This is a genomic window from [Erwinia] mediterraneensis (assembly GCF_900604315.1).
GTDB classification, from domain to species: domain Bacteria; phylum Pseudomonadota; class Gammaproteobacteria; order Enterobacterales; family Enterobacteriaceae; genus Pantoea; species Pantoea mediterraneensis_A.
This window is the reverse complement of sequence record NZ_LR026978.1, coordinates 3,022,259-3,037,287: the sequence shown is the minus strand read 5'-3', so window position 1 is coordinate 3,037,287 and position 15,029 is coordinate 3,022,259. Positions and strand designations below refer to the sequence as shown.

Below are 15,029 nucleotides of genomic sequence, written 5' to 3'. Positions count from 1 at the left end.
CTGCCTGAAAATACTACTTTTCTTGTTGTGCCTGATAAATCTCCTGCATGTCGCCTCAGCCAGACCGCTTATTTCACTGGCTTTAACAGGACCTTGTTCACCATACCAGTCATTATTATCGGTAAATAATGCATTGCAGCCAGATTAAAATAAAGCGGTGCTAATGAAAATAAAGTAAAACTCTATAAAGCATTAACAGATCTAACTCTATTTCTTGTCATTTTCGTTTCTTCAGTCACTTAGCGTCAAAATGCACCTTCATTGTTGATATATTAAATTATGAGCAACTGGACCGGATATTTTCTCTTGCCAGGGCTTTTCTTAATTCATTTAGCCCAATAGATGCCGCAATCTGAACAATCCAGGAAATTTAACTTAATTAACAAGGAATTGTCCGAGCCATAAGTCGTTATATAACTTTTTAAAATTTATTTATGCTTTTTTAGATTATTATGGAATTTGAATAAAAGCAGCGATGTGGGTAGCTTCAGCATTGTCAGCCAGTTAACTGACTTAAAAAAATAAAAAAGATTACACACAGCGCAAATCTCGCAGGAACTCCTAACATGAATAAAGGTATCTATTATTATGTAACAATCGGCACCGATCAGGATAATTACCATTATCTTCACCGTAAAGAATGTAAAAAAATGCCCGAAAAGGAGGAAGTAATCTTTATCGGCACTCTCTACAATCTCAATCAGGCCTTATCGATCGCCCGCATTAATTTTAAAAAGGTCAAACCCTGTATCAAATGCTGCATTCGCTACTCCGCGCCGGTTATCAGGGAAACGGTTAAGCCGGTTCTGCATTTCCCGCAGAAAATGCATTGATGCTGCCGGGCGGGAAAAGGAGCTTCCCGCTGGTCACTCAGACTTTCCTCGCCAGATTTTTTACCCCTTTCAATTTTCGACTATCCTTCTCTGGAATCCCGTTAAACAGGCAAGGAGAGAACAGATGAGCATGTACAGTACCCTGGAAGAAGCCATTGAAGCTGCGCGTGAGGAATTTCTGGCCAATCATCCGGAGATGGAAGAAGAGGATGCCGCTGTCAGCCACTTTGGCCTGCAGAAATATGTGATGCAGGATGGCGATATCATGTGGCAGGCGGAGTTTTATGCTGATGAGAATGAACCGGGTGAATTTCATCCGGTACGTACTGGCGAAGCCGCGCAGGCGATTTGGGAAGGCAATTTTGACGAGCTAGAACTGCGTCAGGAATGGCTACCGGAAAATACGCTGCACGAATGGGATGAGGGAGAGTTTCAACTGGAGCCGCCCATTGATACCGAGGAAGGAGAAACCGCTGCCGCCGAATGGGATGATGACAACAGTGATTCCGATCGCTGGGCCTGATCCTTATTCATAAGGACCGTGTTGAGCATCCACCGGTAACAGCAACGTATCGATGACCAGCGACAGCGGCAAATCAAGGATAGTCAGGAACCGCCACGCGCTGTCGCGCACGTCCCACTGTACGCCCGGATAATACTGATTGTCGTATCCCTGTCCGGGCACGGTGCGGCTGATAATACTGCCGCAGCCACTCAGTAACAGGATGCTGCCGACAAACAGGCTGATTTTCAGAAAAGATTTCACGACATCGACTCGTTACAGGACTGATGCCATTTTACCCGCGCGTCAGTCTGACAATCCAGACGTTTCTGTCTGGTACAGAAACGGATAAGAGAAAAAAAGCGGCATCTCTGCCGCTTTTTCTTTTATTGCTGGTGAGAAAGCGCCAGCGGATTGAGTTTCAGCTTCTGATAGCTTTCTACCCACATATGATACTTATCCGCCTGCTCCCACAGGCGCGTATGGACGCGCGCCAGTACCACCGGGTCGCTGATCAGTTGCAGACGCTGCTCCCGATTCAGTTTTTCCGGCGACTCGCTGAGCGCCTGATCCACACGGCGATCGCGTGCATTATCCAGCAGCGGGCTTTGCTTATGACGCGAGGTCGCCATAGCCGTGGCCAGCGCGTTAAAGGCCGGATGGAACAAGGCGTGCATAAAGCCGTTTTTCAACGCACGCGCCCGGTTCTGCTCGAGATAGCGATCGGTATCCAGCAACTCCTGCGGCGGTTCATACTCTTCCGGTATCAGGAACAGATTAGCCCGCCTGCTTTTCAGACCAATGGTCGCACGACTCGAAATTACCGAGACAAAGGGCGACAGAATCAGCGAGAAGACAATCGGCGACAGCCACCAGAGGAAGTTAAGATCCAGCAGACCCATCCCGATGGCCCACACCAGGCCAAGCAGCATTTGCGAGCCATGGCGGGCAAAGGCTTCGCTCCAGGGCGTCGCATCATCATCGCGCTGCGGCGAATTCCACACCACTTCCCAGCCAAGGAACGCGCTGACCACAAAAACGGTATGGAACAGCATACGTACCGGCGCCAGCAGCACGGAAAAGAGCATTTCCAGCAGCAGCGAGGCGAACAGACGTAGCGGTCCGCCGTAGGCTTTGGAACCTTTAAACCAGATCAGCACCACGCTGAGCAGTTTAGGCAGGAACAGCAGCACCAGCGTGGTTGAGAACAGCGCAATCGCCAGCTCAGGTCGCCACTGCGGCCACACCGGGAACAGCTGACGCGGCTGCAGGAAGTACTGCGGCTCCATCAACGTATGCACCACCTGCAGCGCGGTAGAAAGCGCGAGGAACATAAACCACAGCGGTGCCGACAGATAAGACATCACTCCGGTAAGGAACACCGCACGGTGTACCGGGTGCATCCCTTTCACCAGAAACAGGCGGAAGTTCATCAGGTTGCCGTGACACCAGCGGCGGTCACGCTTCAGCTCATCCAGCAGGTTTGGCGGCAGTTCCTCATAAGAGCCCGGCAGATCGTAGGCAATCCAGACGCCCCAGCCGGCACGACGCATCAGCGCCGCTTCAACAAAGTCGTGTGACAGGATCGAACCGGCAAAGGAGCCTTCCCCTGGCAGCGGTGCCAGCGCACAGTGCTCAATAAAGGGCTTCACGCGAATAATGGCATTGTGTCCCCAGTAGTGGGATTCCCCGAGCTGCCAGAAGTGCAGACCGGCGGTAAACAAAGGACCATATACGCGCGTGGCGAACTGCTGACAACGGGCGTAAAGCGTATCCATTCCCGACGCTTTCGGCGAAGACTGGATAATACCGGCGTTGGGGTTGGCTTCCATCATGCGCACCAGACCGGTCAGACACTCCCCGCTCATCACGCTGTCCGCATCCAGCACCACCATATAGCTGTACTGGCTGCCCCAGCGACGACAGAAGTCATCGATGTTGCCGCTTTTACGCTTCACGCGACGGCGACGACGGCGGTAGAAAATTTTACCGGCTCCGCCTACATCACGCACCAGTTCCATCCAGGCCTTCTGCTCGGCGACTGCGATATCGGCATCGTAACTGTCGCTGAGAATATAGACGTCAAAATGTTCGCTGTTACCGGTCCGTTTTACCGATTCCCAGGTCGCCCGCAGGCCAGCAAACACCCGCTCCACATCTTCGTTACAGATGGGCATGATCAGCGCGGTGCGATGTTCCGGGTTTAGCGGCTCATTTCCGGCAGTGGAATAAGAGATGCTGTACTTATCGCGGCCAATCAGCAGCTGCAGGAAGCCCATCAGCGCCGTCCAGAAGCCAGCAGATACCCAGCAAAACAGGATGGCGAACAGGAACAGGATGCCGGTCTGCAGGATATAGGGCAGAATCTGCAGGAAAGATTGCTGCCAGTTCTGGTTGATCATCGCCATCGGATCAAGCAGCGTCCAGCCCTGGTAAGGCAGGATGGTTTTCATGTACCAGGTGGCCACTACCGTCTGGAACAGCGTCAGGATCAGCAGGATATAGCGGCGCAGCGAGCCGACGTGACGCCATTTCTCTTCGCTCCGCTGCTCCTCGGCCGAGGCGTAGCGCGGCGCAGATTTCTTCCCGCGCAGCGAATCCCAGGCGCGCACCAGTGGGTTAGTGCGCCACTCTTCCGGAAACATCAGCGAACGCTTCACCGGCGGCATCGCTTTCAGCGTGGTACGGTCAAGATCATCTTTGGCAAACTGCTCCCCGTCCGCCACTGAGTCTGGCCAGGCCAGCGCTACGCGCGAGGAAACCGATTTTAACGGTGCATCATCGGCGCGCTCGCTGGCCGCTTTATCCTGACCCAGCACATCATGCAGCGCATGAAACGCCTGCGCATTGGCCAGCGAGGCGCTGAGTCGGGTTTTACCTGCCGCATCCAGCGGCAGGGCTTCAACATAATTTTGAGGTGTTAATGTAAGATTATTCATTGGCAGGTAACTGATAGCTCCAGGTTTCCGTCAATGTTTTGTTGTCACTGGCCAGGGCGGCCCGCATTTCGGTGGCCTGCTTGTTATCTTTCACACGCAGACGCAGCACCAGACGCCACCCTTTGGTTACCGGGTTATAGCGCACGCTCTGTTCCACCACTTCGCCATTGTCGCCCACGCTGACCTGCGGCGTCACCTGGCTGTTCTCCGGCATTTCACTCATCGCCTTGCCGACAAAATCAACGGTAAAGGCGATAGTGCCGTCAGGCTGACGTACAAGATTAGACTGTTTGACATCGCCTGCCGAACGCAGGGTGTTTTTCACCCAGGCGGTATCGTCCGAGTGCAGGTTCGCTTCGTCACGGCTGAAGTGCAGGCGATAGTTAAAACTCATCTCCTTGCCCGGTTCCGGCAGATTTTCCGGCGTCCAGAAAGCCACGATATTATCGTTGGTTTCATCTGCCGTAGGAATTTCTACCAGTTCAACGCGCCCTTTGCCCCAGTCACCCACCGGCTCAACCCAACCGCCCGGGCGCAGATCGTAACGATCATCCAGATCCTGATAGTGGCTGAATTCGCGATCGCGCTGCAGCAGACCAAAGCCTTTGGGACTTTCGATGGTAAAGGTGCTGACCGCCAGGTGACGCGGGTTATTCAGTGGACGCCAGATCCACTCGCCGTTACCGTTATGAATTGAAAGGCCATCAGAGTCATGCAGCGACTGACGGAAATTCATTACCGACGACGGCTGGTTAGATCCAAACAGGAACATACTGGTCAGCGGCGCGACGCCCAGCTTGCCCACTTTGTCACGCAAATAGACGCGCGACTGGACATCCACCGTGGTGGCTTTGCCCGGATGGATAACAAAACGGTAAGCGCCAGCTGCGCGCGGCGAGTCGAGCAGCGCATAGATCACCAGCTGCTTCTGCTGAGGTTTCGGCCGTTCAATCCAGAACTCTTTGAAACGCGGGAACTCTTCGCCACTGGGCAGCGCGGTGTCAATCGCCAGGCCACGGGCAGAGAGACCATATACCTGGCCTGCGCCTATAACACGAAAATAGCTGGCGCCCAGGAAGCTGGCGATTTCGTCATCTTTATCCTTCTTATTCAGCGGATAAAGCACTTTAAAGCCGGCGAAGCCGAGATTTTTCACCGCTTCCGCGTCGTGGCTGACGTTACCAAAGTTGAAATAGTCGGGGCTGTATTTGATTTCACGCACCGTAGTGGCCGTCACCTCGTTGATTTTGACCGGCGTGTCAAAATACATCCCCTGATGATAGAACTCGAGCTTGTAAGGCGTGCGCAGCTTGCTCCAGTACGCTTTATCGTGGTTAAACTGGATCTGCTGGTAGTCGGCAAATTTCATTTCACGAAACTGAGAGGGTAAATTGCTTTTTGGCGCTTCGAAACTCTTACCTGCCAGTGCTTTGGCTTGTTTTGCCACATCATCGATGTTAAACGCCCAGCTGTTATTTGCATATAATGCAACCAGAACTGCCGCGCCAACCCAGCGCATTTTTACCAGTCCGGTTTTATATTTCACTTTATTCAGCACATCCCCCCCTTTCGTGTGCTCGGATCAAACCTGATTATCTTAAAGGATAATTCCGTGTTCCGACAGCGTACACAGAAGATTGTTCCCTTACAGCTCAACTCCTGAGCGCCCTTTTCAGATAATTAAACGATCCGGATACAACTGATAGTATACCTTGCCGTCAGCTTGTAGAATCCTCTGCACGCATCGGCGGGTTTCAGGGTGAAACCGTGTGTAAGGTACTGATTACTGGAAATTTATGAGTACAATAAAAACTGACCGCGAATACTTTCTCGACTCGATCCGGGCTTATTTGATGCTTTTAGGCGTGCCCTTTCATGTTTCCCTGATCTATTCCAGCCAGCGCTGGGCCGTTAACAGCAGTGACCCGTCGCTCTGGCTGACGGTACTGAATGACTTTATTCATGCTTTTCGCATGCAGGTGTTTTTTGTCATTTCCGGTTACTTCTCCTACATGCTCTATCTGCGTTATCAGCCGCAGCGCTGGCTGAAAGTGCGTCTTGAGCGCGTCGGTATCCCCTTGCTTACCGCGGTGCCGCTCATCACGCTGCCGCAGTTTTTTATGCTAAAGGAGTGGTCGCAAAAAATTGGCGACTGGAGCAGTTTCACCCTCTATCAAAAATATAATACCCTGATGTGGGAGTTGATCTCCCATCTGTGGTTCTTGCTGGTGCTGGTGCTGCTTACTGTGCTGGGCAGAGTCACCTTCCGCTGGCTGCGTGACCAGCATCACCACAGAGATTATGCCCGGGTTGGCTGGGGCAAAGTGGCACTGGCGCTGCTGGGTTGGGCCCTGCTCTGGTGCCTGTTCCGCCGCCTGATTTTTATCTTTCTGCCCGCGTGGCTGATGGATGGTCTGTTCAGCATCGCCGTGTTGCAGACCCTGTTTTATCTGCCCTTTTTCATGCTGGGGGCGCTGGCCTGGAAACATCCGGCGCTTAAAACGTTGTTTGTGCGTTTTAATCCGCTGATGTTCGGCGGCGCGCTGATTATGTTTTTCATCTACATGGCAAACCAGCGTTTCAGCAGTGGCGAAGGCTGGCTCTATGAACTCGACGCGCTGATCACCACGCTGATGGGGCTCTGTATGTTGAATGTCTGTTTCTGCTTTGGTCATAAGTGGCTGAACTCGCATTCACCCCGCATTATCTATTTAGTCAACGCCTCGCTGTTTATCTACCTGGTGCACCATCCACTGACGCTGCTGTATGGCATTTTCATTACGCCCCATATCGCCAGCAATACGCTGGGCTTTTTCGCTGGCCTGGTGCTGATCTTCGCGCTGGCTTTTGCTCTGTATGAGATTCATTTGCGCATTCCGCTGCTGAAATTCCTCTTTTCCGGCAAAATCAACCGCCAGTAAGCGCAGGCGGTCAGTCTCGCCGGGCTGACCGCCTTACAGCAGCCACTCCACCGGCAGCCGCCACACCAGCCTGACCAGCAGCCGCTGCCACAGGGTGCAGCGCGGCTCATGTTTATGCACCACCTCGCCCGCTTCGCCGGGAAATTCAACCCAGTTGACCCGCCCCCATTTATCCAGCCGCAAAGCCCAGGCGCGATCGCGCAGCGACTGGCTAAAGCGCTGATGCATCTCCTGCGCCAGCTCCTCGCTCTCGATCACCAGGCCCATTTCCGTATTCAGTTGCGCTGAACGGGGATCAAAATTAAACGAGCCGATAAACAGCTTATCGCCATCCACGGTAAAGGTTTTCGCATGCAAGCTGGAACCGGAGTTACCGGTGAGTCCCCGGTCGTGCGGCGCCTCGTTAATGCTAAACTGCGGCTTCAGTTCATAGAGCGCAATGCCGTGCCGCAGCAGCTTTTTACGCCATTTGGCATAACCGGCATGCACTACGGCCACATCATTGGCCGCCAGCGAGTTGGTCAGAATCGCGATATCGACACCGTTACGCCGCAAAGCGAGCAGCTGAGCTACCCCGGCGCGCGTCGGAACGAAATAGGCTGAGATGATATCGAACTGGCGTTGCGGCTTGCCAATCACCTCCAGCATCCGCTGCGGCAGCAAACTGCCGCGCCGCGCTTTGCCCAGGCCTTTGCGCGGATCGTCACTCAGTAAACGCGTTTTCGCCCAGGTCATATTCAGGGTACCGCTGGCCAGCTGACTGACAAAATGGGTATCTTCCAGCCGCTGCATATAGCGCAGTACCGGCTCGCTATGTTGCCACGCCTCCGGCAGGCGCACTGCTTCGCGGGGATCGCCGTTGCTCTCCACCACGGTTTGCAACGGCGCGACTGCCTTGCTGTGCCAGTAGCGCTCGAAATCATCAGAGACTTCCTGAACCACCGGGCCAATCGCCAGCACATCAAGATCGGCAAACAGCGGCTCGTCTCCCGTGCCGAAATATTCATCACCGATGTTCCGCCCGCCAACCAGCGTGGCGACGCCATCCACGGTGAAACTCTTGTTGTGCATCCGGCGGTTCAGGCGGGCGAAATCGGTGAGATAGCCCAACGCGCGCAACATGCGGAAGGAGAAAGGATTAAACAGCCTGATAGCAATATTGGGGTGGCGATTCATCTCCGCCAGGGTTTCATCCAGCCCCGGCGTATTATTGTCATCCAGCAGTAGCCGGACTTTAACGCCCCGGGTGGCGGCCTCCAGCAGCGCACTAAACAGCAGACGACCCGACATATCGTTTTGCCAGATGTAATACTGTATATCGATAGTACGCTCAGCCAGGCCAATGAGCAGATAGCGCGCCGCAAAAGCATCCAGGCCATCGTTCAGCGGATGAATACCGCTCAGCCCGGGATGACAGGCGGTACGCGCTTTCACCGCCTGGCTCAGCCAGTCCGGTGTCAGTGCCTGCTGATTAAAATCCAAAGCTTCTGTCATTCCCGTTCCCTGTTTCAGTCTCGCTTTTTTATTATTTCTCGTCCCGCGCCTGCGGGCTATACGACCCTTCCGAGTGTGGCCTTTTCACCAGCAAACGTTCATAGAGCGCGAAGGTCTCCTCATCAAAGCAGACAAACCACACCTGCTGCGGCCATTCGCTCTGCTGCAGCATCGCCAGTACCGTTGTAAAAGCAATCTCTGCCGCCTGTGCCTTAGGATAACCGTAAATCCCGGTGCTGATGGAAGGGAAAGCCACGCTGGCAAACTGATGTTCCCGGGCGCGCAGCAGGCTATTGCGATACGCACTGGCCAGCAGCTGCGCTTCGCCCTGCAGCCCCCCGCGCCAGACAGGTCCCGGGGTGTGGATCACGGCGCGCGCCCTGAGATTGCCCGCTTCCGTCACGACCGCGTCACCCACCGCGCACTCCCCCCGTTCAGCCACCACTCTGCGACAGGCGGCGAGCAGTGCGGGACCAGCGGCACGATGAATCGCGCCATCTACCCCACCGCCGCCCATCAGGGAGGGGTTGGCTGCATTCACAATGGCATCCACCTGCAAACGTGTGATATCGCCACGCACAATACGAATACGGTTTGTCATCCGTTTCTCCTTCTGCAAAACGTTGCTGACGGCGTTTGTTCATGGCGGGAATGTCCGCTCTGCTTTTTAGTCTAGACTTAGCGGGACATTCTGTGTCCGGCGATCGCCCGGAAGGAGAGGAAAATGAACCATCAGCCCCTTACCGCCAGACCGCAACGCTATCACCCGCGCCTGTTCCGCAGTTTTTTTCAGGGCAGCTTCCCCTGCTCTACTGCGCGCCGCGCGGAAGGGAAACGGCTGGATATGGTGATCAGCAGCGGACACGATATGTTACTGGACAAAGATTATGCTGCGCTGGCAGATCGGCATTTACTGACGGCGCGCGATGGCGCGCGCTGGTATTTGATTGAGAAAAATCCGGGTGAATATCAGTGGGAGACGTTTCTGCCGATGATTCATGCCGCCGAACGCCACGGTATGGAGATCATCTGGGAGCTGGCCCATTTTGGTTATCCCGATCATCTGAATATCTGGAAAGCCGCTTTCGTCGACCATTTTGAGCGTTTTGCCCGCACCATGGCACAACTGATGCGCGATGAGGGCGTGACGCACCCCTTCTTTACGCCAGTTAATCAGATTTCTTTCTGGTCATGGGCAGGCGCGGATGTGGCCTGGCTGAACCCCAACAGCGCTCAGCGCGGTAAAGAGCTGAAGCGGCAGCTGGTGCGCGCCTCGCTGGCCGCGATGGCGGCGATCCGTGAAGTTTTTCCCGATGCGCGTTTCGTATTAACCGATCCTCTGGTTCAGGTGGCGACCCATCCGCAAAATCCTGACAGCAAACCCTGGGCGGATGCGCAGCATCAGGCGCAGTTTGAGGCCTGGGACATGCTGGCGGGCAGGCAGGCTCCTGAACTGGGGGGACAGGAAGCGAATCTGGATATTATTGGCCTCAACTATTATCCGGATAACCACTGGTTCTTCCCTGACGAGACGCTGGAGGAGGATCATCCGGCACGGCTGCCATTACACAAATTACTGGAGCAATACTGGCAACGTTATAGCCGCCCGATGCTGCTGGCGGAAACCGGTGCCGAGGGGGAAGCGCGCGCGCCCTGGCTGCGAAAAGTCAGTGATGAGGTGTCGCTGGCCCTGAATGCCGGCATTGCCATAGAAGGTATTTCGCTCTATCCGGTGGTGGAATACCCGGCCTGGGCGGACGATCGGCGTTTGCCCGGCGCGCTGTTTGGACTGGGCGATCCTAACGGCAATCGCCCGTTACATGAGGCGCTGGCGCTGGAGTTGCGCAGCCAGCAGATAAAAATGCAGGACCGCTATCAGGAGCGTTGAGAAGGCGGCGCCTGCAGAGGGCAGGTGTACACATCCAGCTCTGCGTCGCTGGCGTGACGCACATCGGTCAGCCAGGTGATGGTGAACAGGAACACGACGCCAATCAGACAGGCGGAGAGTAATCCGATAATCGCGATTAAGAGGTCATCTCTGGCTTCCATCGATATCTCCTTGCGGGTGTACGGCTCCATGATCCGACAGTCAGCCCATCCATAGGGTCAGCATCAGAACGCCGATTATAAGCGTCCCGGCACGGGCTGCAAGCACCAGCAAGGGAAAACGCCTGTGAAGTCGATCAGTTAACTACCCTGCCAGCCGCCGCCCAGTGCGCGATAGAGATCGATCTGCGCCTGCAGTAAGTTGTTTTTCACGGCGACCAGATTCAGCCGGGTGCTGAACAAGGTGCGCTGGGCATCGAGTTCATCCAGATAGGAAGCATAGCCGTTCTGGTAGCGGTTATGGGCGATGCGTAACGCTTCGGCGACAAACTGTTCCTGCTTTTGCAGTTCCGCCAGCTGCTCTTCGCCGTGCCGGATAGCATCTACTGCCGTATTCACCTCGGAAAAGGCATTGCGTACCACCCGCTCGTAACCGTAGAGCGCCTGATTGCGCGCAGCCATGGCGACATCCACCTGTGCTGTGAGCGCTTCGCGGTTAAAGAGCGGTGCCAGCACGCTGCCGCCGATGCTCCAGAGACGAAACGGATTATCCACCAGCTGATGCAGGACGGAACTTTGCAAGGTACCGCTGGCGGTCAGATTGAGCGAAGGCAGCAGCTGCGCCCGTGATGAAGCGAGCGACGCATCGGCCGCGATCAGCTGACGTTGCGCCTGAACAATGTCAGGGCGCCGATCCAGCAGCTGCGAAGGCAGCAATGCCGGTAACTGATGCGGCATAATCTGATCAAAACCGGGGCTGCGGGCGATGTTGCGCGGGTTCATGCCTACCAGAACGCTCAACGCATTTTCCTGTTCAGCGATCTGATGTTCCAGCTGCGGCACCTGCGCTTTCGCCGTCTGATACTCGGAAGCCGCCTGCATCCACTCCAGGCGCGAGGTATAGCCGGTCTGGAACTGGCGCTCCGCCAGACGCAATGAATTTTCCCGTGTTTCCAGCGTCGCGCGCGTCACGCGCAGCTGTTCATCCAGCGCGCAGAGATTGAGATAACCGGAGGCCACGGAGCTGGCAATGGTCAGTTCCGCAGCGGCGGCGGCCGCCTGCTGCGCCGCCAGCGAAGCCCGGGCGGCATCGACGCTGCTGCTGCGGGCTCCCCAGAGATCAACATCGTAATTCGCCTGCAGCAGTCCCTGAAAAACCGCGGTTTCATAAGGCTGGCCGGTAGCGGCGGAAAGCGTACGTTCACGGGTTGCGGCGACACCCGCACTCAGCGCGGGGAAATCATCGCCGCGCGTGGCACGTAAGCGGGCACGATACTCATCCACCCGCGCCCGCGCCGTAAGAATATCCGGGTTATGGCGCAGCGCCTGCTCCACCAGCTGGCTCAGGGCCGGATCGCGGAAGGCGCGCCACCAGTTCGCTTCTGGCGCAGCCCCCGGCCCCGCCTGATTACGCCATGCAGGGGGGATCGGCAGTGAAGAAGGCGCTTTTTCCACATGGGTCACGCAGCCGCTGAGGGTCAGGAGCAGCAACATCGTCATCAGCGCTGGCCGACTCATGGCGCATCCCCGGCATTTATCGCTGAAGAAGTATCAATATGCACCTGCACTGACATACCGGGGCGCAGCAATGCCTGCTCTGACGAGGTAATTTTGATCCGCACCGGAATACGCTGGGCGATTTTCACAAAGTTGCCGGTGGCATTATCGGGCGAAATGGCGCTGAATTCCGACCCCGCCGCTGGCGAGATATACTCCACGCTGCCGGTAAATTCTCTGCCGTTCAACGCATCGACGGTAAATCTCACCGGCAGGCCCGGTCGCACCCAGGCCATCTGCGTCTCTTTCAGGTTAGCGATCACCCATTTGCTGTCGGGCACAATAGAAGTGAGGCGCGTCCCGGCGGTGACATAAGCGCCCTTACGTACCGAAAGCTGCCCCAGCTGGCCGGTTTCGGGGGCAAGAATACGTGTATTCGCCAGATCAATCTCCGCCAGCTCCAGCGCGGCTCGGGCGCTTTCTACATCTCCTTCCAGCGCGGCGCGATTCACTGTTACCGTTTGCAGATTCTGCTGTGATACCGCCAGCGTCGCCTCCGCCTGACGCACCTGCGCCTGCGCCTGCGCATTGGCGGCGCGTGCGGCATCGCGCTCGCGGACAGAGAGTGAACCATCTGCCGTCAGATTTTCGACCCGTTTCAGGTCAAGACTGCTTTTTAACGCCTGCGCTCTGGCATTCTCAATGGCCGCTTTGTTGCTCAGAATGGTGGCTTCGGCACTGCGCCGCTGTTGCAGATTGTTGTTAAGCGCCGCCTGTTTCATCGCCAGCTGCGCCTGCGCCTGATGCACGCGCTGACGGTAGATACGATCGTCAATCGTCATCAGCAGCTCCCCTTTTTTCACCGGCTGCAGGTCGATCACCTTAACCTCGGTCAGATAACCATTGACCTGCGGGCTGATAAAGGTCACCTGGCCGCGCACATAGGCATTTTCTGTGCTCTGTACCGCGCTGGTAAAGGGCCACAGCTGCCAGGCATAAAGAATGACCAATATGCCAACGATGGCGATGCCGCTGCCGACAATAATCGACAACATCTGTCGCCGCCTGATGCGTTTGCGTTCTGCTGTCTGGTTTTCATCCTGCTGACTCATTGTTGCTCCGTTGTGGTGACTGAAGTGGCTGCCTGCGGAGGTGTGGCCGGATTAAGACGTGCCTGACGCCAGTCAAGAAAGCGTCGGCGACCCAGGCGCCACAGCACCCACATCAGCGTGATGCTGGCTAAACTGGCAGTCAGTAAATAGGTATCGTTATAAGCAAGAATGTTAGCCTGCTGCGTCGCCACCTGCTGCAGCTGCGCCGTGCTCTGCGCACTCAGCAGAGCAGGATCGCTGAGCTGACTGTTGAACAGCGCGCTGTACTGGTTAAGGCGTTCTGTGACGTTGGGATTCAACAGCGACAGTTGATCGGCCAGCTGGCTGGAGTGATATTTTTCCCGCACCACCTGGAAGGTGCCGAGGATCGCGGCTCCAATCAGACCCCCCAGGTTCTGACTGATGCCAAACAGCACCACAAAACTTACCAGATTCTTCGGCTGGGTTACCACGGTGCCGATATTCAGCAGCAACGCGGGCGTCAGGAAAAAGGTACTGCTGAAGCCGAGCAGAAACTGGCTCAGGTACATGTTATTGCCACGGGTGAGAGGACTGGAATGGGCATCCATCAGTGAGGCGACAACGATAATCGCCAGCGAGGTGACAATCGGCCAGTTAAAATGGTCGCGCCTGAGGGTCAGCGCACTCACTATCATGCCCGTCAGAACGCCGGTAATAATCGCCAGCGCCAGGCCACGCATCTGATCGTTCTGCAGACCAAGCTGCTGTAAAAAGCCCACCGCACCGGTATTCTGCTCCGCGAGGACGATACGTATCATGATCATCACAATGCCCAGGCGCACCATCGAGCCGCTGCTGAGCCAGCGTGTATTGATCAGGGGATTCTGCCGGTTGTGTTCCACCAGCACGGCAGCCACAATCAATACCAGCGCAATCATCAGACAGATACCAAGCCACGGGGTGGTAAACCACCAGTCGATACGTCCCAGCGACAGCACACCGCAGAGCAGCCCCAGCCCCGGTGCCATCAGGATAAAGGTTACAAAATCGAGTTTTTCGAAGGCTTTAACGCGATCTCCGGGCGGTAATTTCAGCATCAGCACGCAGCCCAGTGCAATCAACGCCAGCCCCAGTTCAAACAGATAGAGCCCGCGCCACTCCTCCAGCTGCAGCAACTCGGTAGAAAAGAGACGCGCCAGCGGGATCGCCAGTTGCGAGGCGGTCAGGCCAATCACCAGCGCCTTCAGCCGGTGCTGCGCGGGCCAGGCCTGAATTTGATAATAGATGCCGAGCGAGCTGAGCGCCGCCGCCGCCATCCCGTGCGCGGTACGCACAATAATCGCCGACTGCAGGTCGTTGGAAAAGATGTGAAAGAAGGCCAACAGCGTGTAGAGCACCAGAAAGGCTTCGGTAAACAGGCGCAGGCCAAACTGCTGGCGGAATTTCACCAGCAGCAGATTAATCGAGATATTCCCCATCACATAGACCGCCGGCAGCCAGGCGATCTCACTGGAATAGGCGGCGAAGGTGCCCTGCAGATTCATCAGATTGGCGCTGACCAGCGCGTTGCTCAGCGCACCGGTCAGGGAAATGAGCAGGCCCGTGAGCCCGAAGGCGATACGTTTCGGTGTCGGATGTAAGGGCGTTGAGGGCGAGCCGGGCAGCATCGGTTTTTCATGCGGCAGCCACTCGCGGGGTGCGTAAGGATTACGTTTCGCCACCGT

The 15,029-nt window shown here is 55.9% G+C and carries 13 protein-coding genes; 4 read left to right on the top strand and 9 right to left on the bottom strand.

The features are described 5' to 3' along the window. The first annotated feature begins 566 nt into the window (after window positions 1-566). Complete coding sequence (locus tag E0E17_RS14250) at window positions 567-833, top strand: hypothetical protein (protein WP_130834680.1); 267 nt, start codon at window positions 567-569, stop codon at window positions 831-833. Window positions 834-957: 124 nt separating this feature from the next. After that, window positions 958-1,356: a MysB family protein gene (locus tag E0E17_RS14245; RefSeq protein WP_130834679.1), complete on the top strand. Its 399-nt coding sequence runs from the start codon at window positions 958-960 to the stop codon at window positions 1,354-1,356. Between the two features lie 3 nt (window positions 1,357-1,359). Here the strand turns inward: E0E17_RS14245 and E0E17_RS14240 are convergent, their stop codons facing one another. From E0E17_RS14240 to E0E17_RS14230, 3 genes are all read right to left on the bottom strand, one after another. Continuing rightward, entirely contained in the window at window positions 1,360-1,599 is a 240-nt protein-coding gene (locus E0E17_RS14240; RefSeq protein WP_237680790.1) for a YceK/YidQ family lipoprotein, read from the bottom strand. Window positions 1,600-1,721: 122 nt separating this feature from the next. Further along, window positions 1,722-4,274 carry a glucans biosynthesis glucosyltransferase MdoH gene (gene mdoH, locus E0E17_RS14235; protein WP_130834678.1) on the bottom strand — a complete coding sequence of 851 codons (2,553 nt, stop codon included), beginning with the start codon at window positions 4,272-4,274 and terminating at the stop codon, window positions 1,722-1,724. After that, window positions 4,267-5,802 (bottom strand): glucan biosynthesis protein G, encoded by a 1,536-nt coding sequence (locus E0E17_RS14230; RefSeq protein ID WP_207302089.1) that lies wholly within the window; start codon window positions 5,800-5,802, stop codon window positions 4,267-4,269. Before E0E17_RS14230 ends, mdoH begins: the two co-directional genes overlap by 8 nt. Window positions 5,803-6,070: 268 nt before the next feature. On the opposite strand from E0E17_RS14230, the gene mdoC reads away from it, so the two are divergent. After that, a complete protein-coding gene (gene mdoC, locus E0E17_RS14225) occupies window positions 6,071-7,195 on the top strand; it encodes a glucans biosynthesis protein MdoC (protein WP_130834677.1) in 1,125 nt (374 codons plus the stop codon). Window positions 7,196-7,228: 33 nt separating this feature from the next. On the opposite strand, the gene E0E17_RS14220 is transcribed toward mdoC, so the two are convergent. Then, window positions 7,229-8,689: a phospholipase D family protein gene (locus tag E0E17_RS14220; RefSeq protein WP_130834676.1), complete on the bottom strand. Its 1,461-nt coding sequence runs from the start codon at window positions 8,687-8,689 to the stop codon at window positions 7,229-7,231. 31 nt (window positions 8,690-8,720) lie between these two features. Next, entirely contained in the window at window positions 8,721-9,290 is a 570-nt protein-coding gene (ymdB, locus tag E0E17_RS14215; RefSeq protein ID WP_130834675.1) for an O-acetyl-ADP-ribose deacetylase, read from the bottom strand. A 123-nt stretch (window positions 9,291-9,413) separates the two neighbouring features. Between ymdB and E0E17_RS14210 the strand changes: the two genes are divergently transcribed. Beyond that, entirely contained in the window at window positions 9,414-10,577 is a 1,164-nt protein-coding gene (locus E0E17_RS14210) for a glycoside hydrolase family protein (RefSeq protein ID WP_130834674.1), read from the top strand. Here E0E17_RS14210 and E0E17_RS20240 read toward each other — a convergent pair. The 4 genes from E0E17_RS20240 to E0E17_RS14195 all read right to left on the bottom strand — a co-directional run bounded on the left by E0E17_RS20240 (window position 10,565) and on the right by E0E17_RS14195 (window position 15,026). Next, a complete protein-coding gene (locus E0E17_RS20240; RefSeq protein ID WP_165446233.1) occupies window positions 10,565-10,738 on the bottom strand; it encodes a hypothetical protein in 174 nt (57 codons plus the stop codon). The two genes, E0E17_RS14210 and E0E17_RS20240, sit on opposite strands and share 13 nt — an antisense overlap. A gap of 138 nt (window positions 10,739-10,876) precedes the next feature. Next, window positions 10,877-12,253, bottom strand: a complete 1,377-nt coding sequence (locus E0E17_RS14205; RefSeq protein ID WP_130834673.1) for an efflux transporter outer membrane subunit — start codon at window positions 12,251-12,253, stop codon at window positions 10,877-10,879. Continuing rightward, a complete protein-coding gene (locus E0E17_RS14200) occupies window positions 12,250-13,344 on the bottom strand; it encodes an HlyD family secretion protein (RefSeq protein ID WP_130834672.1) in 1,095 nt (364 codons plus the stop codon). The genes E0E17_RS14205 and E0E17_RS14200 overlap by 4 nt, the downstream gene beginning before the upstream one ends. Further along, complete coding sequence (locus tag E0E17_RS14195) at window positions 13,341-15,026, bottom strand: MFS transporter (protein WP_130834671.1); 1,686 nt, start codon at window positions 15,024-15,026, stop codon at window positions 13,341-13,343. Before E0E17_RS14195 ends, E0E17_RS14200 begins: the two co-directional genes overlap by 4 nt. Window positions 15,027-15,029 lie beyond the last annotated feature (3 nt).